Source organism: Velocimicrobium porci (assembly GCF_009696045.1).
Classification (GTDB): Bacteria; Bacillota; Clostridia; order Lachnospirales; family Lachnospiraceae; genus Velocimicrobium; species Velocimicrobium porci.
On the sequence record NZ_VUMT01000009.1, the window covers coordinates 1 to 25,302 of the forward strand.

The window sequence follows — 25,302 nt, forward strand, 5'->3', positions numbered from 1 at the left end:
GAATTAATTTTTAAATCTACAATGATGCTGCTTTTTAAAATCATACTGTTTACCTCCATGGTAACAGTATAGCATCTGTACATTTTTATTTTGGATTTTTTGTACATATATATTGTACCATTTATATTGATGAAACTTTACGTCGCAGATTAGAAACAAAGCTGATTACGAAAATATTGGCTTTTGAAGTTGCATAGCAGGCGGTCAGCGGTGTCCCTTTCCATTCGCTGATCGGTACGTATGCCCCCTGTACCTTGACAACTGAATACTGATTGCATACAGGACGTGAGGATATGCGGAGCCACTAGGCAGGTTCGCCAAGAGATACCTGCTCTTTTTGAGTGAACGTGAGGAAATGTTGAAACACTACATTGAAGCAAAGGTATGGAGCGAGAAGAATTTGGCAAAATGTGTAGCAGTTGCACAGGGCGATGAAGCATATCTGTGATAATGATACTTCCGAATTTCAGAGAAATTTGAGATCCGGTCAATTTGGATGACGGTGCGATACCGATGTGGGCAGAGTAATGACCTGCCACCTGTATGGATTTTTTGTTATCTGCTGATGAGAAATAGGAGCATAGATTCCTGTTTGTCATGGGCGGATAAAGTGCTGCCTATTATGAGAAAGATGGAGGTGTTGAAAATAGATAATACAGAGGCAAAAGTGAAAGGAAAGATGGTTCCAATATGGGAGAAATATATGCTAACAGTTGATGAGGCTGTTCAATATTTTGGAATTGGTGAAAAGAAGATAAGGATGCTGATTTCTGAAAATACTGATACTGATTATTGTTTTACGGTGCAGGTTGGGAATAAATCGTTGATTAATCGGCATAAATTTGAAGAATTTCTTAATCACACCACTTCCTTGTAGAAATGAAAAATACGAAACTTTATCACTTTAAAGTGGTAAATGTTGCCCTGGTATGATATAATATGGTTGTCGTGCTAGGGCTTCTTCGTAGAAAGGAGCAAAGACGTTTGAGTGAAAGAAATCGCAATCAGAAAAGACGTGATAAAAAAGGACGTGTTTTACGAAACGGAGAAAGCCAGCGAGCGGATGGAAGATATGCATTTGTTTATACAGACTGCTTTGGAAAACAGAAATTTCTTTACAGTTGGAAGTTGGAATCGACAGATCCTCTTCCGGTAGGAAGAAGACCTTGCCAGTCACTTAGAGAAAAGGAAAAAGTCATATTAAGGAATATAAATGATGGCATTACTCCTTATGGTGATAATTTGACAGTTCTTGAGTTGGTAAAAAAGTATATTGCTCAGAAGACTGGGGTTCGCCATAATACAGCTGCGAATTATAATTTTGTTATTAACATTATTAAGAAAGAGGAATTTGGAGCATTAAGGATTGATAAGGTAAAACTATCAGATGCAAAAGCATGGTTGATTAAGCTTCAGGCAGATGGTAGGGGATACAGCACCATTCATTCAGTTCGTGGAGTGGTAAGACCTGCTTTTCAAATGGCTGTAGACGATGATTTGATTCGTAAAAATCCGTTCGAGTTTCAACTATGTACAGTAGTTGTAAACGATAGTGTAACAAGAGAAGCCATAACCAGAAAACAAGAGAGAAAGTTCTTGGAATTCATTAAGAATGATGAGCATTACAAACGATACTATGATGGTATGTTTATCCTCTTTAAAACCGGACTTCGTATTTCAGAGTTCTGTGGGTTGACACTTTCCGATATTGATTTTGAAGAAAAGCAAATCAGTGTAAATCATCAGCTTCAAAGAACCAGAGATATGAAGTATGTTATTGAGGATACGAAAACATCAAGTGGAACCAGAATCATTCCTATGACCGAAGAAGTGTATGAATGTTTTAAGCGTATTGTTGAAAATCGGAAAAAACCCAAGAAGGAACCTGTGATTGATGGATATAAGGGATTTTTGTTTTTGGATAAGAAGGATATGCCGGAAGTTGCCTTGCATTGGGAAAAACATTTTGAGTGGGCATTGGCAAAACATAATCGAATCTATAAGGAACAATTACCTAAGATCACACCTCATGTTTGCAGACATACCTATTGCAGCAACATGGCAAAAAGTGGAATGAATCCCAAGACACTTCAATATTTAATGGGGCATTCTGATATAGGAGTTACCCTGAATACATATACGCATCTGGGAGCAGAGGATGCCAAGGAAGAACTTGGCAAATATGCTAAAATGGCTTAAAATTTAAAAATATTGATACAACTAAATGATAACCTAAGTGGAAAAAGTCTTTAGTAAAATGAGAAAATCGAACTGTTTTACTAAGATTTTTACTAAATTTGGATGACAAAATATACGAATTTATGCCACGATATGCGACGAAAACGAAGAAAACAATCTATCACAGCAAACCGTATAAAGTGGCGTAAAATCAAGGAAAATCAGCATTTTCAAGGAGTTTTTAAGGCATGATTAAAATATTATTTGTGTGCCACGGTACTACACTAACATAGTGTGAAAAATGTTGTATTTACAAGGGTTTCAGCGACATAGCATAAGAATTTAGCCCTTATTTAGCCCAAACAAAATAGAGAGAATCGGTATGAATAAAAGAATATTTGAATGTTTGCATAAGCATATATGCTTGTAGAAATACGGGTATGTGTGCTTATTTTTATGTTCAAATTTGTGTATGTGAAATTTACACCAATAACATTAAAGTGGCTGTATGAGCCACACAGAGCGTCAGAATAGCCTTTTATAGGCTACAATTAGTGATTGATTAAAATGTGTATTTCATTGGCAAAATTAAGGAGGAAAACAGAAAATTGGATGAATTAAAAAAGATTGGAATATCACCATATAAGATGGCTGGTCGCATTGCAAAAAAAGCAGACAATAAAATCTATAAAAGAGAGTACGTGTACGATATTCTGAAAATGTATATGGAAGAAATTCAAAGTGCATTGTTGAGAGGTGAGAGAGTTCAGATTTCAGGAGTAGGTACAATTATTCCAGAAGTAAAAACCCGTGAGAATTATTCTTTGCCATGTTGTAATAAAGCAGATGGCAACCCACCATACACAGCAATGAGAATGTCACGCACTAATACGCTACATGACAAAATGAATGAAAAATTATTAGAAAATATCGAGAACGGCATTTATGGATTAGAAAAATTACCTTTTTCAAAACAACAAATGACATATCTTAAAAATGGAGGGTTCATACCTGAAGATGCAGAATTTAAAGAATGTAATGAAAATTATGAGGAGGAATGATTAGTGTAAAATGTATGGAGTGGTTACAAAATATTTTAACGAAAGAGGATATGGATTTATTCAATGTATAACGGATGGAGAACAATATTTTTTGCATAAGAAAGACTTAAACGGTGAATATGTTGAAACTGGATGTTATGTTTATTTCGTGAATTTCAAAACAAGAAGAAGAAAGAATAATGCAGCGATTATAAATGTAATAGAAGCACCAGAACATATGACAGGGAGGAAATAAGTATATGGCAATACATATTAGCAATATGGATGAATTAGCAAAGGCATTACAACCTACAATGATGGGATTAGTAAATCAATTAGCAGATGAAGTTTATAAAACATTGAATTATTTTTTAAATGAATATTACACAGGTTGGACACCTCAAAGCTATCAAAGAACAGAAGATTTCCTGCGTTCAGCAGTAAAGACAGAAGCAAAAATGAAAGGAAATAGGTGTGTAGCATCCGTGTATATTGATTATGAGAGCATGGATGATTATGTAAACGCTACGGGATTTCAAGTGGCTACCTGGGCGAACACCGGCTATCATGGAGGCTTGTCAGTAAGTCATAAACCCCATGTGTGGGATGACACAATGGATAACACTATTAACAATGGCAGTCTGCTAAAATCAGCGATTGCATATTTGAAAAGTAAAGGATTTTCAGTAAGAGTGTGATGCAGAAATGTAAACACTCTTTTTTTGATTGGAGGAATATATAAGTGGAATTAAAAGATAAAGTTGTTATCCTTGATGAAAAGAATATCAGCAGATTATTGAATTTGTACGGAGGAATTAAAGATATTGATGAATTATCAAAAATCGTCAATAGACATTTAGAAGTTGCCATTGATGAAATCGAAGAAGATTCCAGACGACAGAGAAATGCAATGGTGATAGCAAAACTTGATAGAGAATGTCCGTATAGAAAGGAAACAGATTTTGACGGAGAATACTAAGAGATACAGAGTACCACATTGTAGTGATTATGATAAATGCAAATATACACAATTGCCGTGGTCTAATACTAAAGAATATAAATGCTATGAGGATGCTAATTCTTCTGAATGGGGAACATTCATTGGTTATTTAGGTGTAGATCATCCATCGAAAACAAGTCCTAAATGGTGTCCTAAGAGAAAGAAGGTAAAATAGTGACTATTTGCAGATTAGCACAAGAAGATATGCCAGATATTTTAGCATTATGGAAGAAACAAGGAGATGTACTTGGTATTCCATTCCGTAATACAATAAATAAGTTGATTGATGATGGAACATTCTTTTGTATACGCAATAATGGTCGATTAATTGCAATGTGTGGATATAAGATTATGAAACGGCATCCAGAAATTAGAATCACAAAATTATGCGTGGATGAAGAGTATAGAAATAGAGGTTTAGCAATATCACTTTTGCAACATATTGTTCTGATTACATCTGTTTTAGACCTTGATGCTTATGCTGAATGTAAAGATGGAGCAGATAATAATAATTTCTATGATAAATTTGGAGAAATGGTTTCAATTAAAGAGTGTAAGACTATGAAGATCAGAAGATATAAAATTAACAAAAGTGCTGTTGAAGAATATAAGGAGAAAAATATAAAATGATTGTATGCCCTAACAGTCATGTTATATATTCGATGGAAGAATTAGACGAAATGTATTATCGTGATATGCCAAAAGAATTGAGAGAAGCATTAGGAATTAAATTAGAAGATAAAGAAAAAGACACAGTTAAATTTGAAGTAACATTTGGCAAGACTACTACCCAACCGACTTAAAAATAAGTCCGTTAAAGTGTAGGATATTTCCTAGTCGGCAGGAAGTAAAAGAAAGCCGACATCAGGATTCAAGAATAAATCTAATTATCTCACTGTCCATTTTTGGCGAGTGAGATTTTTATAGTGCAATTCTGCACGATGCTTTCCGTAGAATTACGTGAAAAAATCCCTATAAGTTAATAGATTTATAAGCCGAGGGAAAAATTCTCTTGGCTATTTGTCATGCAAAAAACTTAACATTTTCAATCTGCCACTTAACAAGATTAGTAATGGTATTTTGAAGAATTTTGTTATGTATGACAATTTTCTTGAATCTCTGGTTAATAAAAAGGAGGTTCAATGAATGACAATAAAATTAAATGTATGTACTTTGACCATAGATTCACAGAAAAACCACAAGGAAAACAATGTGGCTGGGTACAGAAAAGTTTAACTCAAACGGATATTACGATTGAGAATTTGGCAGATGCTTTATGCCACGGAGCATCATTTAAGCCGGGAGTTTTAGTAGGTGGCAATAAGGCTGAAAATTGGTATCAGCAACAGTTTTTTGGTTTAGATTTTGACGATGGAATCAGAATAGAAGAAGCGTATAACAAGGTTATTTCGCTTGGGATTACACCTTGTTTTATGTACACGACATTCTCACATAAAGAAGAACATCACAAATTTCGTATGATTTTCTGCAATAACAGTATCATTGCAGATGGGAATATCAGAGACAAACTACAAGCAACTCTTATGGGTGTTATCGGTGGAATTGATGAAAGATGTTTTAATCGTGATAGGATGTTCTTTGGCGGTAAAGGACAAGTTGTGTTACATCCTGATTATGAAGCAAGAATTAACGCTGAATCCATTATTGAAAAATACTGGAATGATAATTTTGAACAGTATATTTCTAATGCAAATCCAAAATCTAAGAAGAAAAATAAGCCTGCTGCATCCTCAAAATCTAATGGTAAACATAAAGAATATCTTGCATTTACTGATAATACAGACGCAATCAGTACACTAAATGTTGCCTTGTTACAAGAGCGTTTAGGCATAAATGAGGACTTACTGAATACTGATAGAAGAAGATATTCTTTATTAGTATTCACTCAATCCCTTGATGATGAGGTAGACGAAAGGATTGTAGATGGAGTTTATCAATTCCAATCTGAAGCAGAGATGTACCAGTATATCAATTCTTTAGATTTGCAAGAATATTTAGGTGTACCTAATGGTACATTCTGTTGTATATTACCAACACATGAAGATAACAAACCATCTGCACATATTTATATTACAGATGATGGAACACAAATATATAAGTGTTTTGGATGTAATCAAGCAAGAACAATCATTTCTATTACGGAGCAATTAGCTCATTGTCGAAGAAGTGAAGCAATCAATTTCATAAAAAAGGTATATAAAATCGACTATAAACCTTCTGAATGGGTAGAACAACAAAGACAGCTTATGATTGATTCTGCCTTATATCTGGATAGTGAAGAGTTCAAAGAAACATTCCCACAGATTAATAGATTAATTCGTACAAGAAAAACTGATATTCAGAAAATTCTTATGCACATGACAAAGCATATTAATGATGGATTGCAATATGACGGGAAACCTCTTTTCTTTGCAAGTTTAAATAGTCTTATGAAAATTTGTGAGAAAAAAGACAAGACAAAAATATCACAGTCCGTTACATTATTTGCACTTCTGAATATGTTGAATAAAGTTGAATTGAATTGCATTCCAGAGGATGAATTAAATAAAGCAAAACATATTAGTGCGAAATATGGTTTTAAGAAGATAGTTAATTTCTATCAGATAGAAGAGTATGGATTTACTACGTTAGAGAATAGTGAAAAGATAGCCGGTACTCTGATTGAAAATAACATATCCCTTAAAGGTCTTAGCAGAGAATATATTTTGCGTACTTTTGGCATAGAAACAGCAGACAGAGTATTTCCACAGTATAAATATGAGAATAGGCAGGGAACATCTGCAAAATCAGATTATCTTACTGGTGAAATTGCTTCTGTAGTGCTTAATACCATTAAAGAACAGGGTTACATATTTGAACGAGACGTAAATATTAATGGTGCTATCGGTACACAATGGAAGAAATCAATTCAAGAAATATTGGATTCTTACGGATTGAAGAAGGTAAAACTTAATAAAGAGTTGAAAGAAAAATATGGTATTGAGGGTAATGGTTATCCTTGCATTATTATTGAAAGCGAGGATTTTTAAACTGTTATATGCCTACCCCAAATGTTACCAATTAACACGATTGAGACAGTATGAGTTATTCACGCTGTCTCTTTTATTATGCTTGAAAATAAGGAGATTTTAAAGAATGACAAATAAAAATGAGTTTTTGAATATAGCTAAGGCTGGATTTGAACCAGTAGCAAAAGATGAAATATTTGTAAAAGTGCATAATACGCACAATTATTGGATTTCAAATCATGGAAGAACAGTAAATAACCTTAAAGGTAAAGACAATTTCTATATGTATAAGACAGGCAATGTACATCTCACATTGACAAGTTATTATGTGGGTGGTGAAAGAATCCCAAAAGATACATATATTAAAGATTTAGTTGCAGAACATTTTCTTGTTAAGCCAAAGGGAAAAGATCACATATACTTTGTTGATGGTAACAAAGAGAATAATTATTATAAGAATCTCGTATATCTTGATTCTAAAGAACTGTATGCCGTTAAAAATGGAGTAGAGAACATTGAGAAATATTTAGATAGACAGGAATACATTGACTATTTATATAAAGGTAATCAAAAAGTAAGAATAGCATATAACATGATGTATAAGAGGACGCATGACGAGGAAACTAAGAAATATTATCCACAATATGCAGATGCAACAATGTATAAGCCGTGGGAAGATGACCCAGAGCTTTGTATGGAATATTTGGAATCAATTCTGTATGAGTGCGATGGTGAACAGATGGTTATTGACAAAGATTTACTCTGTAAAGGCAATAAGGAATATGCACCTGGTAAAATATGTTGGTTGCCGTTGACATTGAATGTCATGTTATCCAATAGCAAGAAACATTACAATGCAAAATATAATCGTTTACACAATGAGGAATTGCCATATGGTGTCAGATATGATGAGGGAAGAGATAAATATTATGCCGAAATAACAATGGACAAAGCATTAAGAGGCGATATTGAAAAAGTAAGACCGAAAAAATTGAGATATAGGAATACACCAGAAGAGGCATTTGCAGATTATAAGAAACATAAGGAAGCATACATCATAATGATGGCTGATAAATATATGGATTATCTGCCTGTAGAAATATATGATGCTTTGATTGATTATGAAGTTGAACCATATTAAATAATAGATTGGAGGGAATCAAACACAATGACAGATTATGAAATGTGGGTACAGCAGGCATTAAATGATGTAGCTGCTGAAGAAAAACATGACAAGATTTATAAACAGTGTGCTATTGATGAAGCGATTGCACATATCACTAATGAGAATATCAGTGATACACAGATTAGAAATGCGCATAGAATGGCACAGGCAGATGTTGAAAGAGACTTTTACAGATAGGGGGGAGTTATTATGTCAGATTTATTAAATGAATTATTGAAGAATAGCATGGAAAGAGAAGCAAAGAAATTAGCGTCTAATGGTGGAGTTACAGAACAGGACAGATACGGAAATCTTCTTGATTCAGTTAAAGGAAGAGATATCGCACAGGAAGAAACTGATAAATATTATGGTAATGTTTCACAGGTGCTTAATACCGCTAAAAATAACCGCCTGAAACGTGAAAAAGAGAATACAGAGAACGCAAGAAATTTACAACGTATTGTTTCAGATGTAGAGAATAGGGAACGTAGAGAGGCAAATGCTTTTGTTGATAGAAATAGAAAGTATTTAGACAAGGCAAAGGAAACTATCAGCAGAGAACGGAATAAGAGTTATTTTGATTAATTGGATTATAGGCATATCGGATATTAATTTATCTGGTATGCCTATTTTTTTTACGATTTTTTACAAGTACCCCTGCTGCTGAACAGGGACTTTAGGTTTTCGATGTTTTCCCCACCCCCTATAAAGGCTGGTCTGTATCAGATGGGGATATATTGAGCAATGTCTTGAAGTTCACAGTTAAGTATGCGACATAGGTCATTAAGTGTAGTTGTGTTCATAGGTCTGTTTTTACGCAATTTATCAATAGTTGCACTTGAAACATGATGAATGTTTATTAATGTGTATGTTGTTTCTTTGGAATTTTTAAGTGTATTCCAAAATGGTTTATAATCAATCATTCCACCATGCCTCCTCCTATTTCTATAGTATTAATGTTATGTTGTAGTCTTATACTTGACTATGGTCAGAAAAATGACTATAATGGATTTGTATAGTACTAAAGACTTATTAGAGATTGGGGGAATTATTATGGCTATGATTAAGTGTCCCGAGTGTGGACAAGAGATAAGTAACAAAGCAAAGAAGTGTGTACATTGTGGGAATGTAATAATTGAGGAAAAAGCAGATATAAAGATTTGTAATGAATGTGGAAAAGAAAATCCGATTGATGTAACTGAATGTGTGCATTGTGGATGTCCTTTTGAAGAAGAAAAAGAACCAAATAAAATAATTGAGGAATCTGTTACAGTAAAAGAAAAAAATACGAAAAAGAATCAGAAAAAGATTATTATTCCTATTGTAGCAACAGTCGTTGTTATTGTAATTGGTTTCATTGTCTATAATGTAAAAATAGTGAAACCTAAAAACACATATAATGAAGCCGTTGAACTTCTGGAAAAGGGCAAATATGAAGATGCTAATAAACTATTACATGATATTTCAGGATATGAAGATGTCGATACCATATTAGAACAAATTAAATGGGAATCAAGAGTTTATGAATGTATTACTAATATTAGACAGTATTTGAAAAATCCAGATTCATTACAGGTTTATGAAGTTGTATTTTATGATGGATATAAAGCTGATGTAGATGAGACAAAAAAGACAGCAATGGAAGACCTTGTCAAATTAGCAGGAGATGAACCAATATGTGTAATGCATAGAGGTGGGCAGAACGGATTCGGAGGCAATACAACTGGATATTCCTTATTTTTATATTCTGATGGAGTTTATAAATATATGGGAAGTTGCGACTCATTAAATGAAGATGACATTGATGAAGATGACAAAGAAGAACTTGCTATTTGCGGATTAATAAATTTATATAAAGATAATCTTGAGCAAGTTGGAAATGTTGATTTGAGCAGAATAAAAACAATCATAAAAAATGATTCATATTCAACTATTAAGATTATTGAGTAAAGATATATAATTGAGTGAATTATGTTCATATCTATTATATTTATAAGAGAATTTCATGCCAAATCGGCTTTATTTTATACTTAATGATAAAAGTATCAGTGATGTAATTTAAGAGCCAAATTGAATAAAAATCTATTGATTATCTAGTAGTAATTGATATGTATAATTGATAAGGTGAGGGGATTCGTCAAAATTGGCGAGTCCCTATTTTTTACTCAAATTTTTTGGGGTATAGGTGTATATATTAGGTACTTAAAATGCTAGAAATGGGAACATACCCCCCTATGGTTCGGGTCGATTCAGATTTTTTCGTGGCGTGGAAGTACATCAGATGGGGGCTTTACCAGAATAAAGCGTTTTGATTAAAATGTAAACTACCCTCGGTCGTTGTGTTGCTCCATCCTTGCCGACTGCTACCATATTGCTATAAAATAGCCACGTTCTGCCCGTTGTTTTGCGACTTTTAGCCGATACCCTAACCAACTACCAAACGAGCCATTACAAGCCGATTTTGAGCCGTAGAACGTGCAAAAAGTCCATAAATAAGACCATAAAAGAAAGGCTATGAGCGTTGAACTCTTAGCCTTATTTTTTACCACCATTTCAAAAATTTTTTATAAATCGCTTGGTTGTAAATATTCTTTTCTTTCCATTCTTTACTAAAGTCAGCATTACCAAACACATTATTTCCGTCTTTATCATAACCACTTATGCATATTTCAATATTAATGTGATTATTTTCATCTTTCATTTTTTCGACTTGTACACGGCAATCGTCAATCCAATATTCAAGTACACAACTATCAAAACATTTAATAAGTTGTATATCTTCCGTATCATCAAATATACTTTCATATAAACTTTTATTAGACATAGTTTATCTCCTTTTCTTTGTGGTAGGGTGCAAGCGGTGAGCCTACACCCTTTTATATTTACGCTTGTTTCAAAAGTTTCTTTTCTTCTGTCTTAACTTCTGTGCTTCCGTAGTAGTTCCGTATATCGTCCATTGATAATGCTTTACGTCCTTTTTTCCTGAATGCTTCTGTGTGGTAGTACCACGCTTTTTTCTGTCCTGCGTACTTAAAACCAAGTTCTTTTAATTCTTTTCTATATCCGTAACTATCAAAGCACCAAATCCAGTTGCCTATAATTTCAATCTTTACACCATTAAAGCCGATTATCTTGTTGAGCATCTCTCTAAGTGCTTTATCTTCTGCAAAGTCATAATATTTCTTATTAAAATCAGTTTTCCCGTTTTCGCTGTCTGTGTTTGTCTGCTTGCTTTCGTGTTTATCCTTTAAAACCTTGAAAAGTCTGTCATATTCTGCATTGATTGCTTGCGTTGCTTCGGTTGATCCATTTGGGTTGTCTGGGTGAAACTGTTTTAAAAGTTCTTTGTATTGCTTTCTTAATTCTTCCAATGTATTTACATTTCTAAAGTATGTCATAAGTCAAAACCTCTTTTCTATTGTAGGCGGTAGCCGTTCAAGTTACCGCCTTTATAATGTTGTTATCTGTTGCAATTCTCCAATGCTTTTATATTGATTAAAGCATCCAATATTAAAAACATTTCTTTATTTGTAGCGGTTGCGATTCTGTTGTTGTCCTCTGTGTAAAGGTTGATTGCTCCGACTACATCATCATTAAGTTTTAACTTTACATTTGAAATATTGTTGTAATTGTTTACCTTTGCTTCTAATACTTTTCTTGTTGTTCTCACAGTGAAAACCTCCTTAAAAATTTTTATATTTGATTGATTTGTTAAGTATATTATAACCAAACTCTAGGGTAATTTCAATGTACAAATATCCTAAAGATAGGGTATATTTGCTGTGCATAATAACCTAATACTAGGGTAAGATTGCACAAAAGAAAACCCTAATGTTTGGTTATTTTATATATTGAAAATACCCTAAAGCTAGGTTATAATAATCTCAACAGTTGAACAGAGCAATGCCGAAGCGGTGAAGTTCCAACAATTGAAAAATCAATCAAATATATATAGGAGGTCGGTTGTTATGACTAACAAAGAACTAATTGCAAAATGCAAAGAGTACCAGAAAATCACAGCAGAAATTGAAGAAAGAGAATTGAAGCAAAAGCAAATTCAGGCAGAACTTAAAAAGGAACTTGAGCGAAAGAAAGTTAATGAAATGGATGTTGATATTTACCACTTTAGCAACAAAGCCACAAAGGGCAGAACGCTTTTTGATACAAAGGCATTTGCTGAAAAGCATCCTAAACTTTTCAAACAATTCACAAAAGAGGGAAAGCCTGGCACAAGATTTTTATTCGGACTAATTAAAGACTAGGCAAAAGGGCAGAGGGTGGAGCAATCCACCCAAAGCCTAAAAGCTATAATGCAACCGTTGACCGTTCCAAGTCGTGTATGAAAAAGGCAGAGGATAGCAACTAATCAAGGAGGTAAAAAACTGATGCAGACACAAACAGTTCAATTTGCAGTACAGAGCAAAAACGGAGTAATTGAAAAGGTCGGCAAGTCCACCATATACCAGCCGAAAACCAACTTTAAAGGCGGTCAAATCAAATGGTATGAGGACAAGCCGAAGAAGAAAAGCAACTAATCAAAGGCTGGGCGAATGGTTTTTGTAGGGTTCGATTCCCTACACGCTCACTCGGCTAATCAATAGCCGGAATAATCAATCAAATATATTTTATAGAAAGGTAGGTAATCCCTATGAGAAACAAAAATTTTAAGAACATTGGTAACGTAGCAATCAGCGAAATCGCATTATGCGATACAACTATCGGTTTATATATTCCGATTGAGAAGATGTCAGAGAACATCCGCAGAGAGTACGAAAAGAGCGAAAAGCACTTCACAGAAACAGTCAATAAAGAACATCCAGAAATTGACTTGTCACAGTACACACTTTACAGAGATGTAGCACTTCACATGGATTTGGATAATGGCAAGGTTAAATATTCGGTTGCAATCATCCTTTGGATTGAGAATGAGCAGGGCGAGGAAATCCACGTTGAGTTTTATGATCCGTTTGAGGTGGAAATCAATGACGAGGATAACAGCTACTTGAAAAAGTTGGTACTGAAAAAGTTGGTAGACAGTTTCTTTTAATCAGTTGGATTTTTGGGTTGGGGGTTCTTCGGAATCCCTACCCATTGAAAAATATACGGAGGTGCTAATCATGGAAGAAAGAACATGGAAAAGAGGTCAAAAGCAGACCTATACAGATAGACCACTCACGGACGAAGAAAGAGAGTTCGCAGCAGATTGGGAAAATTACAAGAAATTATTTGAGTTTATGAATTTTTATCATATGAATCAAGAGGAATGGTACGACATTCTAATCATTCCATATTTACAGGCAGTAAAAAAATATCACGTTAGGGAAGATTTGAGAGCCAACTATAAATTTTGGCATGTTTGCAATCTTATGTTGTCAAAGGCAGTTTATAACCACAATAGAGCCATGACAAGACAAAAGCGGATGCCTGATGGTGGAATCCTTAGTCTGGATTTTATGGTAGAGGGTGATAATCCATTTTCGGAGCATACACTTGATGATTTATGGATTGACCGCAATCAGCAGACGGAAAAAGTTGTACTTGATAAATATATGTTAGCGGAAATTTTAGTTGGTTTGGATGATGTGCAAGGTAGAATTTTTGAAATGCTTCTTGAAGGTTACAACAAGAAGGAAATCGGAAAAGAACTTTGCATCAGCTACACAACATTAAAGGTACAGTTGGAAAAATTGCAGAGCGTTGTTACTGACTACCTCTCAATGTAGGGAGGTGGTCACATGAAAAATAAGCAACGAATAAGACCGCTAACACCAACAGAACGGAAATTTGCAGAGGAAAAATATCATCTAATCACTGACTTTTTGAAGCGGTCAAAACTGGATGCAGAAGAATTTTTTGATATTGTAGTTTTTGATTTTCTGTTATCTGTGGAAATTTACTTGAATAGTGAAGATTTACAGAATAAATGCAACTTTGAAGCATTTTCCTATATGTATATGAAACGTGCTATATACAGACATTTCAGAGAACAAAAAGCATTAAAAAGAAGTTCTGAAGCTGGTGCTGATATTAGTTTTGATGAAGTGGATGCTTATATTGGAAAGTCAATAAACAGTATGGAAAATTCTTCATCATTGGAGTATGAGGAAACTATAAAGCAGATAGAAAGCATTTTAACAATGGAACAACAACGGATTTTCTTTGACAAGTTGGAAGGCTACTCACTCAAAGAGATAGCAGACAACAACGGAATCAAGCCAAAGCGAGTATATAAGCAGTTTGGAAAAATCAAAAGTGTTGTAGCTGATGTAATGGATGAACAAAGGCTATTAGGATAATTGGAAAGGTGGAAAATATTATGTTTAACTTTAGAATCATTGATACCGCAGATGGAAACCAGATAATAGATAGAAACTTGAAAACACCATACAACGCATTAACACCTTCTCAAATGGTGGAATATACAGAAATGGATAATCAGCTTGCATATATGGATAGATTGGAAAAGAAAGCCAGGGAAGAAGCTGACCGCAGATGTAGAGTTGCAAGAAATCCGTTTTACAGATTGGCTTGTATGTGTGGATTGTTTTAATAGGAAAGGATGGAATGAATAATGATTACTTCAAAATTTTTCAATATGGGAAAGTTAGTTGTTACAAATGGAATCAATCAAACCATGATGGAAAATAAAAAATTTGCTATGGAAGTGAATTTGTGTTTACAGAGATATGCTGTCAAAGATTGGGGAAATCTGGATGCAGAAGATAAACAAGCAAACGAGGACGCTTTACAATATCCTGATGATTTGTACTTGCTTGCAGCTTATAAGACTTGTAAAGGAAAGATTTGGATTATTACAAATAGAATTTCAGAGAATGCCGGAGATAATGCAACAACAGTATGCTTCCCTGATGAAAGATAGTAATAGTTTGGACTGCTTGAAATATAGCAGTCCTCAAATGGAAAGAAGGTATATTATGGCAATCGTTATAACAAATGGAAATTATTATATATGGTACACAAGCACAGGAGCAACAAAAAAAGTATCTGATATAAACCTTGCTTATCAATTCCCTACTGTAGCAGATGCAATAAAGGGAATGAAAAAGGCAGAAGGACAGACTAAAAACTATTATGTCTTTGATACTCTAACACAAAAGATATTATGGAAGTGGATGACGCATGAAGAACTGGACGAGATACGAAAAAATAAAATATCTATGTCTATGGTAAAGAGAGACAAAAACGGAAAAATAAAGCGTAAATCCTATTCTGACGATGTAAGGAAACTAATATACATTAAAGCTGGTGGACGTTGTGAGTTATGCGGTAGAAAAATTTTACTTGATGATATGACCCTTGACCATGTAAATCCGTTGAGTATGGGCGGTGATGATGATGTGGAAAATTTATCTTGCACCTGCTACCCATGCAATTTATTCAAGGGAAATATTTTACCTACAGATTTCTATGAGAGAATCACAGACATTTTTATGTACCAGATGGAACGACAAAACAGCCATAATCTAAAATGGAAGATAGTACATAAATTATTATCATCATTCACGCAATCAAAATAACCTTGCCTTAGTGCAAATCAGATGATATAATTATATACAAAAACGGAGGGAGCGAATCAGATGCTTTTATATTCAAAGTTGTTCGCATTATTCGATAAATACAATATAAAACAGGTCGATTTAAAACCATATATCGGAAATGAAACATTAAGAAAATTAAAGTTATTCAACACATATCGTAAGGGTAGAGATTCATCATTCTGTTATGGAATCACTTTAGAGGAAATCAATAAACAGTTATTGGAATCAGCAGAAACACCGAAGATCATAAACTCTAAAGGGAAAGAAGTCAATCATCCATATGTAAACAGAACGATTGACAGCAGGACTTTTGATGAAATATGCAGATGGCTAACTAATCTAATTCGAGAGAAAGAGGGAAATCCTTCTATATTGATACAGCCTGATGATATTATGGAGTATGTGGAAGATACACCAGAGGTTTTAGAAGTAACAAAGAGCAAGAAACAAATTTCAGACTAATTAAAAAGGGTACTTGAAAAATCAAGCACCCCATTGTATAATCTACTTAGAAAGGTATTCGGAATTGAAGTTTCCGATTGCCCTCAGTATTAAATACGATTACAAGAATAGCATCCAAACTTTAGGCGGTAGGGATGCTATTTCTTTTTGTTATTATGATTGTCTATGTAAGACAGAGCCGCAAAGATTACCAGTAAAAGCGTAAGTACATCACCTAAACTTATCATAGGGCATCACCCTCCTTTTGTACTAGAGGGCATCTAACATCGGAAAATCACATCCTACTTTCTTTTCAATTACACAATCACATTATAACATATACAGAACAGATGTTCAATCAAAAAGAGGTAAATCCACTATATATTATATATAGAAGAAATACCTCATTTATGACTGCTGCCGTTTGGAATTTTCATGTTGGAGCATTACTAATTTGTAGTTGTCCTGAATGCATTGCATTTCTAATTGTCGCAGTTTCTTTTTCTTTTGTGAAATCATGTAATCTAAAATCTTTTCTAATATTTTCAATGAGATACCTCCAATCATTCAATTTACATATATATGATACCTTGCAAATGGAAAATATACAATATTCAGAGTGAAAAATCATCAAATTATTTTCGCCACATAAGGGCAATTATGTAGCCAAAAAGGGCATTTATATTGTAGAAGGAATATTATTTCGCCACATAATTTATATTTATTCTAGCGGAAAATATCGCCACATAATTTATTTTGGAGGTTGGCTGAATGGAAAAATATCTGAATGAGTTCATAGAAAAATTGAAACTGGAAGGAAAATCTACAAATACAATCAAATCCTATAAAGCACATATGCAAGAATATTTTCAATGGTTCGCTGATAGTTTCGGGAATACAGAGTTTAAAGGTCTGTATCGCTCAAACATTCAAGAATACAAAAACTACTTGAAGAACATCAAGCGTATAGGAAAAGACAATCATAATCTGGATGGAAAGACAATCAATGCTAAATTATCAGCTTTGGCAAAATACAATGAGTTAATGCAACCAGACAATATTGTTATATCCAAATCGGATTATATAAAGATTCAAGAGAACGCAATCAATCCTGCGGAAATAACAAAGGAAGATATAGAAGCATTCAGACAAAGGATTCTTCAATCTGAAGGTACTCATGCTTTACGGAATTATGCCATTGTTACAGTTATGATGTACACAGGCTTGCGGATCAGTGAAGTGCTTAGATTAAAGAAAACAGATGTGTCAACTATTACTGGTGAAATCCGTGTTACTGATGGAAAAGGAGAGAAACAACGCATTGTCATTATGAATAGTAAAGTGATTGATGCAATCAATGAATACAAACGACATTATAATAAGGAAGAAACAGAGTTACTTTTCTATAATGCAAATGGAAAACCATTAGACCGTACAGCCATAAATAAGGTATTTTGGGAATTTAGAGATAAGGATAAACCAATCTCACCTCATAGCCTTAGACATTATTTCTGTAGTTCAGCTTTAGAAGCTGGATATACCATTTCAGAAGTTGCAATGTTAGCCGGGCATTCAAATATTCATACAACAATGAAGTACACCAATCCATCTATGAAGAAGATAAAAGAACGTGCGGAATTATTATAAAATTTATATCTGTAGGTGGGAAAAATCAATTTAAAAAAGGGTATTTAATATACAGAGACACATAAGAAAAGGATGGTGAGAATGAAAAGAACAGTACATTACAGAGAAGGATATAAAATTGTAATCACGGACAAATTCTATGAATTATCGGATGGAAAGACAGTTTTGTATTTTGGTGAATTAAGACACAGACCTACAGTACAAGAAGTTTGGAATAAGACCATCGGATTATATAGAAGTCAGGAGGTAACAACCAATGCACGAAGAACCAAAGCCAATTACTAAATCCACAATAGCACAAATGATTATAGGTTGCATTGTGGCAGCAGTATTGATTATTTGCACATAATTATAAGGAAAGAAGAGGGTTAAACATGGATAAGTATATGGAGAAATTACAGAAAGCAATGAATAATGAAGGATTTGTTAAACTTGAGCCTTGTGGGGAAGTAGAGAGAACCGAAAACGACAAGAGGTTACAAGATATATTTGATTTAGGTTTTCAAAATGGACTTGAAGCTGGTATTAAACAGATGATGGATAAAATTCAGAAACATTGTGAACTTGGAAAACCAGTAATGGCGAATGGTGAGTTGTTCTTTTTCAAGACTGCCAGACAGAATCTAATTGATATTATGGATGATATTGACGCTGAATATGGAATTGAAAGAGAGAATAAATATATAGTTCCTATCAGCATGGCACACAATAATGGAAAAGTTGAAAGGGAAGTAATAATTAAAACAAATAAACCGGAAACTGCTATGCTTATTGCTATTGGAGATTTTGAACATAATGGATGGATTGTTGATAAGGACTATAAGCATTATAAGCAGTTGGAATAGGAGGAACATGGATAAAGGATTAGAAAAGCAAGGAATCAAGTCAAGACAAAGAGTATATGATTTTCTCGTTGATTTTATTACAAAGAATGGTTATGCACCAAGCGTTAGAGAAATCTGTGATGGAACAGATTTAAAATCGACTTCTAGTGTTTACAATCATCTTATGGTATTAGAACGAATGGGAAAAATACATATGAAAGCTAATAAAACAAGAGCAATCAGCCTTGTAGGATATGATTTTGTGAAAGTTGGGTGATTATATGATTATTCAGCCTGATAAGGAAACACGCAATGTCAATGATTTGTTTTATGAATCGGAGAGAAAGCGGATTGATATGCTCAATCGTGAATTTTCCCATGATGTAGAACTGACTAAAAAGGAAAATGATGTGCTGGTTTGGTTGTGCGGTTGGGATAACTGGACTATTGAATCTGTTATTAGTGTATTTAGGAAAGTGAGGGATAAAGTGATTTGAAAGACTATTCAGATATGTGCATTTTTGAATTGATGAAAGTACCTACAGATGAATTAAAGGAATTGACTATAGAAGAATTTGCAAAAATAATTGATGGAAAGCGAGTAAATATCCATCCATTTACTAATAAGAATATTCTTTATGTACATGGAGATATTTATATTTCTGCTATGAACGCAGATATTCTTGTAAAAAATGAGGATGGTGAAAACAGAATCAGTATATTTGAGTGGGATTCTCATATTTTTATAAATTTATCGGAAAGAATTGTTTTTGGAATATATTCTTATGGAAATAACAAGAGTTATAGAATTGCTTTTGAAGGCAATAGCCCTGATTTGCTATTAACTGTAGTTGGTGGAAAATTAAATTGATTGGAGGAATAAATATATGCAAGAAATAAATGTAAATTCAAAATTTGGAATCGGTGAAAAGGTATATACAATCTGGAATAGGTCAATCGGATTTACCTGCCCTATTTGTAATGGAGACGGAGCATTTTTACATAAAGGATATAAAGTCAAATGTACTTATTGTCATGGTTCTGGGAATGTATTTACACATGGCAAGATGTGGCAAGTAGATGAAGAACCTATGACAGTTGGTTCTATGAAAATTTCTATCGGTACAGATAAAAAACAATCTATTGCCTATACTCTTAATAATGCAAAAAAGCATAAGAGAAAACGTCCAGAGCGTTATTGTTTTTCTACAATAGAAGAAGCACAAGAATGTTGCGATATTCTAAATATGGAAATTAAAGAATCTGTAGAAAATGAAATTAAGATTATTCAATCGAAGTACAACACAATAAAGGAAGATAAAGTATGTAAGGAGGAATAGTAGATGGCAGCAGACAGACAAACACCATGCTTATATTATGTATGTGCCGGATTGTGCAAAAAAGGAAGAAAAGCGGATCACGCACATTATTGTCAGCATTGTGATAAATATAAGCCACGCTGTAGAATGAGATATAAGAATCAGAAAAAAGAACGCTTAGAAAAGATTCGGAGGAATGAAAAGTATGAGTAAACTTTTTTTGAAAAATTTTCCTACAGATGGGGAAAACAGAACATAAAAAGGGCATTACTTATATAAAGAGGTAATAAACATGGCAATTACAATGGAAGATATTATTGAGAGTAACAGAATTAAAAAAGAAGCGTGTAATAACTGTAAAGACACTTTAAAAGATAATCTGACACCAAAACAATTAGAAAAGTTTGAGGATGTTTTTTATTCTGCTGCCGAAGGATATTTATTTAAGAGGAAGGGGCATTGAGTAAATGGATTCACAAAGATTCATATTGAATGACTTATTTAAAAGAAATGCAAAGGTTTACCAGTCTAAGCCAGTAAGAGCGACAAAGTATCAGCCTGGAATGGAAACAGGTTTTGCAGTCTATATGACTAATCAGATTGTAAATGGATTAAGTGTAGCACGACATGAAGGATTTAAGTTTTTTGATACAGAACAAGAAGCATGGGATTATATCAATGCAGATAATAAGCAGTACGCAGAAGAAAATGGTATACTTGTGGAAGTTCCTGTTGAATATGCCCCACCTGTGCCGGTATTACATAGAAAGGAAACTAATCCAGATAATAAAGTCGGATTTCAAAATTACTTTGAAGGAAAGTTTGCGTTGAAATCAAATGAGACAGAGCAATATGATTTCTTTATTCTTGATTATCACAATACAACACCTGACGCATGGATTATTCAGGATGCGGATGGAGGTATTAGAGTGTAGGATGAAGATAGTCCAGAATGTTGTAACGAATTGTTTTTCGGAAAGACAGATAGTTATGTCTTGTGAGAAAGTCGCAGATGATACATACGTAGAAGTAGCAGTATAATTTTTTAACATTTACATATGGAAAGATAACAAGTTAAGTGATATAATAGATTTGTTAATTTTGGTATCTAGTAGTGAAAGCTACCTAAGATATATTTGATTGATTGATGGGGAAGTCATAGTTTCGGCTATGGCTTCTTCTATTTTTATGCTTGTTTTCTAGTAAAACGATATGAAAACATGGAAAAATATTCAGGAATAGGATAATTTATTGACTTCGATAGGGGTTTGGTGTGGAGATGTTAAAAGTCCTAAAAATATTGATTTTACAAGGCTTTTCAAGGATTATATCAAATTAGACTGCTGCCGAGATGGTATTAAAATGTGATTTTAGTATCAAGTTCGGTACAAGACCATTCAAAGAGTATTCAATAATGATTACAATGTCTGGAAATGCCTAATTTATAAGGGTTTTCCATACATCTGTGGAAAGTATTGATTTATAAGGATTTGCGTTAAATGATTAAAAATACCCTATATTTAGGGTATTCGATTATTGGTTCGTGTTCTCTGTATTTCATAGTGGTTTAGTAGGTTTCTATAGAACTCTGTGCAAGCCTACTCAGCGTGTTTCTGTGTGATTACTGGTGTAAAGTGTCGAAAAGCCTTATTTTACAAGTGTTTTGTCGGTTTGATTTAAAAATTTGAATTTTTAAAATTGTCGTTCGATGATATATGGAAAAGTATCATGTGAAAACGCCACATAATTATAATTATGTAGAAAAAATATTATTCCATTATTTCACATGAACATAAAAAATGGTACAATATTCATATCATACATGGAAGTAGGTAATACTAATGGATAAATTTACACCAATACAAGACAAACAAATATCGCCAGAACAATTAAAACAATTCAATTCTGCTATTCAACATCAAGCACAAATGTTTAATGTTGTGAAAACTGAATTTCCCAAGATACAGACACCAGAAGAACGTTTTAAATTTATCACAGATAGATTGGATTCAATGCAGGACGAATTAAAAAATCAACAAACGAATTGGAACGTCTGGAATATGAAAATAAAAAATTAAATGCTCAAATTACCACGCAGAATAAGGTTATTGATAAGCAATTATTGGAATTGGAGGATCAGAGAAATATCAATACTAATCTTCAAAAGATAAATAACACATTAACAGAGAATAATAAGCATTCCTTCCGTAATGGTATTTTGATAGGCTTAATTCCAGCTGCCATTATATTAGTAACAACAGTTATTCTCATATACTACGGATAGTTATAATATTCTCATCCAACAAAGGAGCATTATATATGTACATAGATAACGGAAATAGAGTTTATACTTTCGATGGCGATTTAGAAGGATTTCTTTTGGATAAAGGGGTAGAAGCTGAACACATTGAGAGAATGAAACAAAAGAAATTACAATATGATAAGGGAAGATACTATAATTCAGAATATATTAAATCTGGTAAATGGGAGCGAGAGAAAAGACTTGTGCCATTATCAAGAGTTATTGGAACGAGCCGAGGAACAGTTGGAGAAAGTGTATTTGATAATGTAAGGACTATGGAAGATGGAAAACGTGAACCAACACGATTTCATTCATGCTTAAATTTCATAAACAAAATGTCATTAGAAGAATTGCGAGAATCCTATAAGAATGTCTTTCCTGTGGAAATGGAATATTACACAGAAGAAGATGAATATTATCTGACAAGTGACGGAAACCACAGAACATTAACAGCTATGCTTGTAGGAGCAGAATATATAAATGCCAATGTCACACCTATGTATTGTGATTTTGAGAAGAGGGAGAAGTGTCTTGCAGTAGATAAATTCTATGAAGATTTTGGCATCACTCAAATTAGTTATTCTTATATGGGAGCAGAAATTGTCTTTACAGATGATGAAGGAGGATATGCTGTAAATGGATTCCCTAGAAGAATAGACGAAAATTGTTATGAATATATCAACAAATTATCTGACGAAATTAAGGCAGATATGAAAATGGTAAAGATATGGTCAAAGTTACCTAAAATCATTGTAACTATATTAAATATGTTTTCTAATAATAAGCGGATAATTCAGTATATAGAAAAAACACGACACACTCATTGGGACAGACAAATTAATATATATGATTTTGAATGATATGTTTTAATCCGATGAAAATCTGATTTTTATGAAGTTTAAATAAAATAGGACGGCTTATAAAATAGTCCGTCCTATCAGTCTCGCATTTCATAATAGAAGAAACACGCTCATATATGCACATATTTCCTCCCAAATGGGTAAAAAATCACACTTATTTTCATACCACTTAAAACAAGAATTTTATCTGTAAATTACTGTTTTTTATTGCGAATAGCTTGCTTTATACCATATGTGATATTATTTATTTCCAAACATTTTTTAATCAATTCATCAATATCGGTATTCTGTTCTGGTATTGAATATTCAAAACAATAATCCAATTTTATATTATTGATAAAATCTCTCATGGATTTAATAATATGCTCAAATAATGGAATAAAATCTATGCTACATGAATGATTATTAGTTATTGCTTCATTTTTTGCGGATAATAGATATTCATGCAGTTTATATATAAAGCTCTCAAATCCAAATAGAATATCATCTAATTTATCACTATCTGTTTTTTCATCTACGAGCATCAAATCAAGAAATAAATTGTAATTGCCTTCTTCAAAATTTATATCACTACATACATCAGCATATGCATATAACAATTTTTGTTTAGAAGAAAATCTTTCAATATTGCTATTGGTATGCTTTAAATAATCCTCTCCAACAGTTTTACCAAAACACATTTCAGCGTCACCATGAAATAAAGGAATTTGATATAATTTTTGAGCATACGCAAATTCGCCTTGAAAGTTTACTCTCATTGTTTTTACCAAACTAATAATATTGCTTCTATCATTTGATGTTTTACAATAACTAAATTCATCTATAATTGTGTCAGATAAATCTTTCAAATCTTTTTTCAGACGCATTAAATCAATTTCATATGGTTTATCTTCAATATAATATGAAACTCTTTTTATGCGTTCTTCATCGGATATATGCAAATTATCATGGTTTGGTGAAAATATACCCATAGAAGATTGCAAATAATGATTAGGAACAGTAACATTATTGTCCAATTCAACAGTAGCAGTAGGAGATAAGTATTTGATAACAAATTCTTCTGCATCCATACCTTTATCTTTTGCAAAATCTTTGAACAGTATTATAAGATCTTCTCTTGATATATTCTTGGTACGCTTATTTTCTATATTAGGCAGCCATGATTTATTTTTTCCGATTTTCTCCGATAACTGATATGCAGTCAGATTATATTCTTTTCTAGTATCAACAATCAGTTTTATTAAATCATCTGTAATCTTAATCTTATCAGGAAACACTTTTACACCTTCTTTATATGCAATCTTATATGTACAAATTATATATAGCAAATGCAAATATGTAAAGTCTGAACGTCTATTCGATGTTGGTGAATAAAATATGTACATATACAAAATAGATGTTGACAATATGTACATATAGTGATAAGATAGAGCATATCAAAGGAATTATATCTTGACACGAACGGGCGTTCGATATATAATTATTTTTGTAATAAAAAAGAAAGCCCAATGTTTGGCGACACTGGACTTTCAAGTGTAAGTAAGTATTGGCGTACTTCTTACAATATGTAAAAAAAATTTTGCACAACATACCAAAAGATAAGCTGTACATATGTAATAATGCAATTCATATTATAGCAAATTTGATTGTTTCTTGCAATCACAAAATTCTTACGGTAGTCACCGTGTAAAATTCCAATCAAAAATAGAAGTAATTATTAACCAAGCAATCGGATTCAAAGGAGGAATAACAAATAATTCACAAAAAGCAATGGCAACGTAAATGTTGTAATGGATGCAAGTCATTTTGCCAGGAATGTAGGCAAGGTGTTTGTTGTTTGCACCCATTTTTAGAAAAAGTCATATTAAATAAAGAGAAGTACAAGTATAGGGCTGAATGAAGCCTATATATTTTTACTTTTCATATCAAAGTTTATGA

General features: G+C 33.1%; 42 protein-coding genes. 36 read left to right on the plus strand and 6 right to left on the minus strand.

What is annotated here, in order from left to right:
• Window positions 1-119 precede the first annotated feature (119 nt).
• The 14 genes from FYJ58_RS15435 (at window position 120) to FYJ58_RS07245 (ending at window position 8,997) form a co-directional block, all read left to right on the plus strand.
• Window positions 120-197 (plus strand): helix-turn-helix domain-containing protein, encoded by a 78-nt coding sequence (locus FYJ58_RS15435; protein WP_331464175.1) that lies wholly within the window; start codon window positions 120-122, stop codon window positions 195-197.
• A gap of 425 nt (window positions 198-622) precedes the next feature.
• Window positions 623-877 (plus strand): excisionase, encoded by a 255-nt coding sequence (locus FYJ58_RS07185; protein ID WP_235912582.1) that lies wholly within the window; start codon window positions 623-625, stop codon window positions 875-877.
• Between the two features lie 107 nt (window positions 878-984).
• Window positions 985-2,199 carry a site-specific integrase gene (locus tag FYJ58_RS07190; protein WP_154519062.1) on the plus strand — a complete coding sequence of 405 codons (1,215 nt, stop codon included), beginning with the start codon at window positions 985-987 and terminating at the stop codon, window positions 2,197-2,199.
• 587 nt (window positions 2,200-2,786) lie between these two features.
• On the plus strand, window positions 2,787-3,239 hold the full coding sequence (locus FYJ58_RS07195) for an HU family DNA-binding protein (protein ID WP_154519063.1): 453 nt from the start codon (window positions 2,787-2,789) through the stop codon (window positions 3,237-3,239).
• 10 nt (window positions 3,240-3,249) lie between these two features.
• Window positions 3,250-3,474: a cold-shock protein gene (locus FYJ58_RS07200; RefSeq protein ID WP_154519064.1), complete on the plus strand. Its 225-nt coding sequence runs from the start codon at window positions 3,250-3,252 to the stop codon at window positions 3,472-3,474.
• 4 nt (window positions 3,475-3,478) lie between these two features.
• Window positions 3,479-3,916 carry a hypothetical protein gene (locus tag FYJ58_RS07205; protein WP_154519065.1) on the plus strand — a complete coding sequence of 146 codons (438 nt, stop codon included), beginning with the start codon at window positions 3,479-3,481 and terminating at the stop codon, window positions 3,914-3,916.
• Window positions 3,917-3,960: 44 nt separating this feature from the next.
• Window positions 3,961-4,197 carry a hypothetical protein gene (locus tag FYJ58_RS07210; RefSeq protein WP_154519066.1) on the plus strand — a complete coding sequence of 79 codons (237 nt, stop codon included), beginning with the start codon at window positions 3,961-3,963 and terminating at the stop codon, window positions 4,195-4,197.
• The gene (locus FYJ58_RS07215) at window positions 4,181-4,393 is read left to right on the plus strand and encodes a hypothetical protein (protein ID WP_154519067.1); all 213 of its coding nucleotides are present in this window, start codon (window positions 4,181-4,183) and stop codon (window positions 4,391-4,393) included. The genes FYJ58_RS07210 and FYJ58_RS07215 overlap by 17 nt, the downstream gene beginning before the upstream one ends.
• Window positions 4,393-4,848 (plus strand): GNAT family N-acetyltransferase, encoded by a 456-nt coding sequence (locus tag FYJ58_RS07220; protein WP_154519068.1) that lies wholly within the window; start codon window positions 4,393-4,395, stop codon window positions 4,846-4,848. The genes FYJ58_RS07215 and FYJ58_RS07220 overlap by 1 nt, the downstream gene beginning before the upstream one ends.
• Window positions 4,845-5,021, plus strand: a complete 177-nt coding sequence (locus FYJ58_RS07225; RefSeq protein WP_154519069.1) for a hypothetical protein — start codon at window positions 4,845-4,847, stop codon at window positions 5,019-5,021. Before FYJ58_RS07220 ends, FYJ58_RS07225 begins: the two co-directional genes overlap by 4 nt.
• Window positions 5,022-5,360: 339 nt before the next feature.
• A complete protein-coding gene (locus tag FYJ58_RS07230; protein WP_154519070.1) occupies window positions 5,361-7,268 on the plus strand; it encodes a hypothetical protein in 1,908 nt (635 codons plus the stop codon).
• Between the two features lie 106 nt (window positions 7,269-7,374).
• Entirely contained in the window at window positions 7,375-8,388 is a 1,014-nt protein-coding gene (locus FYJ58_RS07235) for a hypothetical protein (RefSeq protein ID WP_154519071.1), read from the plus strand.
• 27 nt (window positions 8,389-8,415) lie between these two features.
• Window positions 8,416-8,610, plus strand: a complete 195-nt coding sequence (locus FYJ58_RS07240; protein ID WP_154519072.1) for a hypothetical protein — start codon at window positions 8,416-8,418, stop codon at window positions 8,608-8,610.
• A gap of 12 nt (window positions 8,611-8,622) precedes the next feature.
• Entirely contained in the window at window positions 8,623-8,997 is a 375-nt protein-coding gene (locus FYJ58_RS07245; protein WP_154519073.1) for a hypothetical protein, read from the plus strand.
• Window positions 8,998-9,134: 137 nt separating this feature from the next.
• Here the strand turns inward: FYJ58_RS07245 and FYJ58_RS07250 are convergent, their stop codons facing one another.
• Window positions 9,135-9,335, minus strand: coding sequence for a helix-turn-helix domain-containing protein (locus FYJ58_RS07250; RefSeq protein ID WP_154519074.1), 201 nt, complete (start codon window positions 9,333-9,335; stop codon window positions 9,135-9,137).
• Window positions 9,336-9,465: 130 nt separating this feature from the next.
• Here FYJ58_RS07250 and FYJ58_RS07255 point away from each other — a divergent pair, with 130 nt between their 5' ends.
• Complete coding sequence (locus FYJ58_RS07255) at window positions 9,466-10,362, plus strand: double zinc ribbon domain-containing protein (protein WP_205839191.1); 897 nt, start codon at window positions 9,466-9,468, stop codon at window positions 10,360-10,362.
• A gap of 592 nt (window positions 10,363-10,954) precedes the next feature.
• On the opposite strand, the gene FYJ58_RS07260 is transcribed toward FYJ58_RS07255, so the two are convergent.
• From FYJ58_RS07260 to FYJ58_RS07270, 3 genes are all read right to left on the minus strand, one after another.
• The gene (locus FYJ58_RS07260) at window positions 10,955-11,236 is read right to left on the minus strand and encodes a hypothetical protein (protein ID WP_154519076.1); all 282 of its coding nucleotides are present in this window, start codon (window positions 11,234-11,236) and stop codon (window positions 10,955-10,957) included.
• 58 nt (window positions 11,237-11,294) lie between these two features.
• Entirely contained in the window at window positions 11,295-11,810 is a 516-nt protein-coding gene (locus FYJ58_RS07265; RefSeq protein WP_154519077.1) for a J domain-containing protein, read from the minus strand.
• 62 nt (window positions 11,811-11,872) lie between these two features.
• On the minus strand, window positions 11,873-12,082 hold the full coding sequence (locus FYJ58_RS07270; RefSeq protein ID WP_154519078.1) for a hypothetical protein: 210 nt from the start codon (window positions 12,080-12,082) through the stop codon (window positions 11,873-11,875).
• A gap of 298 nt (window positions 12,083-12,380) precedes the next feature.
• Here FYJ58_RS07270 and FYJ58_RS07275 point away from each other — a divergent pair, with 298 nt between their 5' ends.
• The 9 genes from FYJ58_RS07275 (at window position 12,381) to FYJ58_RS07310 (ending at window position 16,433) form a co-directional block, all read left to right on the plus strand.
• Complete coding sequence (locus FYJ58_RS07275; protein WP_154519079.1) at window positions 12,381-12,674, plus strand: hypothetical protein; 294 nt, start codon at window positions 12,381-12,383, stop codon at window positions 12,672-12,674.
• A gap of 123 nt (window positions 12,675-12,797) precedes the next feature.
• The gene (locus FYJ58_RS07280) at window positions 12,798-12,947 is read left to right on the plus strand and encodes a hypothetical protein (RefSeq protein WP_154519080.1); all 150 of its coding nucleotides are present in this window, start codon (window positions 12,798-12,800) and stop codon (window positions 12,945-12,947) included.
• 113 nt (window positions 12,948-13,060) lie between these two features.
• Entirely contained in the window at window positions 13,061-13,459 is a 399-nt protein-coding gene (locus FYJ58_RS07285; protein WP_154519081.1) for a hypothetical protein, read from the plus strand.
• A gap of 70 nt (window positions 13,460-13,529) precedes the next feature.
• On the plus strand, window positions 13,530-14,135 hold the full coding sequence (locus FYJ58_RS07290) for an ECF-type sigma factor (protein WP_154519082.1): 606 nt from the start codon (window positions 13,530-13,532) through the stop codon (window positions 14,133-14,135).
• Window positions 14,136-14,147: 12 nt separating this feature from the next.
• The gene (locus FYJ58_RS07295) at window positions 14,148-14,708 is read left to right on the plus strand and encodes an ECF-type sigma factor (protein WP_154519083.1); all 561 of its coding nucleotides are present in this window, start codon (window positions 14,148-14,150) and stop codon (window positions 14,706-14,708) included.
• Window positions 14,709-14,728: 20 nt separating this feature from the next.
• Window positions 14,729-14,962, plus strand: a complete 234-nt coding sequence (locus FYJ58_RS07300; protein ID WP_154519084.1) for a hypothetical protein — start codon at window positions 14,729-14,731, stop codon at window positions 14,960-14,962.
• 21 nt (window positions 14,963-14,983) lie between these two features.
• Window positions 14,984-15,292, plus strand: a complete 309-nt coding sequence (locus FYJ58_RS14730) for a hypothetical protein (RefSeq protein ID WP_205839192.1) — start codon at window positions 14,984-14,986, stop codon at window positions 15,290-15,292.
• 55 nt (window positions 15,293-15,347) lie between these two features.
• Window positions 15,348-15,950, plus strand: a complete 603-nt coding sequence (locus FYJ58_RS07305; protein ID WP_205839193.1) for an HNH endonuclease — start codon at window positions 15,348-15,350, stop codon at window positions 15,948-15,950.
• Window positions 15,951-16,010: 60 nt separating this feature from the next.
• Window positions 16,011-16,433 (plus strand): hypothetical protein, encoded by a 423-nt coding sequence (locus tag FYJ58_RS07310; protein ID WP_154519086.1) that lies wholly within the window; start codon window positions 16,011-16,013, stop codon window positions 16,431-16,433.
• 387 nt (window positions 16,434-16,820) lie between these two features.
• Here FYJ58_RS07310 and FYJ58_RS07315 read toward each other — a convergent pair whose 3' ends face one another.
• A complete protein-coding gene (locus tag FYJ58_RS07315) occupies window positions 16,821-16,961 on the minus strand; it encodes a hypothetical protein (protein WP_154519087.1) in 141 nt (46 codons plus the stop codon).
• A 222-nt stretch (window positions 16,962-17,183) separates the two neighbouring features.
• On the opposite strand from FYJ58_RS07315, the gene FYJ58_RS07320 reads away from it, so the two are divergent.
• The 12 genes from FYJ58_RS07320 (at window position 17,184) to FYJ58_RS07375 (ending at window position 23,364) form a co-directional block, all read left to right on the plus strand.
• Window positions 17,184-18,059, plus strand: coding sequence for a tyrosine-type recombinase/integrase (locus FYJ58_RS07320; RefSeq protein WP_154519088.1), 876 nt, complete (start codon window positions 17,184-17,186; stop codon window positions 18,057-18,059).
• Window positions 18,060-18,140: 81 nt separating this feature from the next.
• Complete coding sequence (locus tag FYJ58_RS07325) at window positions 18,141-18,344, plus strand: hypothetical protein (RefSeq protein WP_154519089.1); 204 nt, start codon at window positions 18,141-18,143, stop codon at window positions 18,342-18,344.
• An 89-nt stretch (window positions 18,345-18,433) separates the two neighbouring features.
• Window positions 18,434-18,904 carry a hypothetical protein gene (locus FYJ58_RS07330; protein WP_154519090.1) on the plus strand — a complete coding sequence of 157 codons (471 nt, stop codon included), beginning with the start codon at window positions 18,434-18,436 and terminating at the stop codon, window positions 18,902-18,904.
• Between the two features lie 7 nt (window positions 18,905-18,911).
• Window positions 18,912-19,160, plus strand: a complete 249-nt coding sequence (locus tag FYJ58_RS07335) for a LexA family protein (protein WP_205839194.1) — start codon at window positions 18,912-18,914, stop codon at window positions 19,158-19,160.
• 4 nt (window positions 19,161-19,164) lie between these two features.
• A complete protein-coding gene (locus FYJ58_RS07340) occupies window positions 19,165-19,380 on the plus strand; it encodes a hypothetical protein (protein ID WP_154519092.1) in 216 nt (71 codons plus the stop codon).
• Window positions 19,377-19,754: a hypothetical protein gene (locus FYJ58_RS07345; RefSeq protein WP_154519093.1), complete on the plus strand. Its 378-nt coding sequence runs from the start codon at window positions 19,377-19,379 to the stop codon at window positions 19,752-19,754. Before FYJ58_RS07340 ends, FYJ58_RS07345 begins: the two co-directional genes overlap by 4 nt.
• A 16-nt stretch (window positions 19,755-19,770) precedes the next feature.
• Window positions 19,771-20,223, plus strand: a complete 453-nt coding sequence (locus FYJ58_RS07350; protein ID WP_154519094.1) for a hypothetical protein — start codon at window positions 19,771-19,773, stop codon at window positions 20,221-20,223.
• Between the two features lie 3 nt (window positions 20,224-20,226).
• On the plus strand, window positions 20,227-20,415 hold the full coding sequence (locus tag FYJ58_RS07355) for a hypothetical protein (RefSeq protein ID WP_154519095.1): 189 nt from the start codon (window positions 20,227-20,229) through the stop codon (window positions 20,413-20,415).
• A gap of 79 nt (window positions 20,416-20,494) precedes the next feature.
• Complete coding sequence (locus FYJ58_RS07360) at window positions 20,495-20,665, plus strand: hypothetical protein (protein ID WP_154519096.1); 171 nt, start codon at window positions 20,495-20,497, stop codon at window positions 20,663-20,665.
• A gap of 4 nt (window positions 20,666-20,669) precedes the next feature.
• Window positions 20,670-21,137 (plus strand): hypothetical protein, encoded by a 468-nt coding sequence (locus FYJ58_RS07365; protein ID WP_154519097.1) that lies wholly within the window; start codon window positions 20,670-20,672, stop codon window positions 21,135-21,137.
• A gap of 906 nt (window positions 21,138-22,043) precedes the next feature.
• Window positions 22,044-22,280, plus strand: a complete 237-nt coding sequence (locus tag FYJ58_RS07370; RefSeq protein WP_154519098.1) for a hypothetical protein — start codon at window positions 22,044-22,046, stop codon at window positions 22,278-22,280.
• Between the two features lie 241 nt (window positions 22,281-22,521).
• Complete coding sequence (locus tag FYJ58_RS07375) at window positions 22,522-23,364, plus strand: hypothetical protein (RefSeq protein ID WP_154519099.1); 843 nt, start codon at window positions 22,522-22,524, stop codon at window positions 23,362-23,364.
• A 194-nt stretch (window positions 23,365-23,558) separates the two neighbouring features.
• On the opposite strand, the gene FYJ58_RS07380 is transcribed toward FYJ58_RS07375, so the two are convergent.
• Window positions 23,559-24,641 (minus strand): helix-turn-helix domain-containing protein, encoded by a 1,083-nt coding sequence (locus FYJ58_RS07380; RefSeq protein WP_154519100.1) that lies wholly within the window; start codon window positions 24,639-24,641, stop codon window positions 23,559-23,561.
• Window positions 24,642-25,302: the final 661 nt, after the last annotated feature.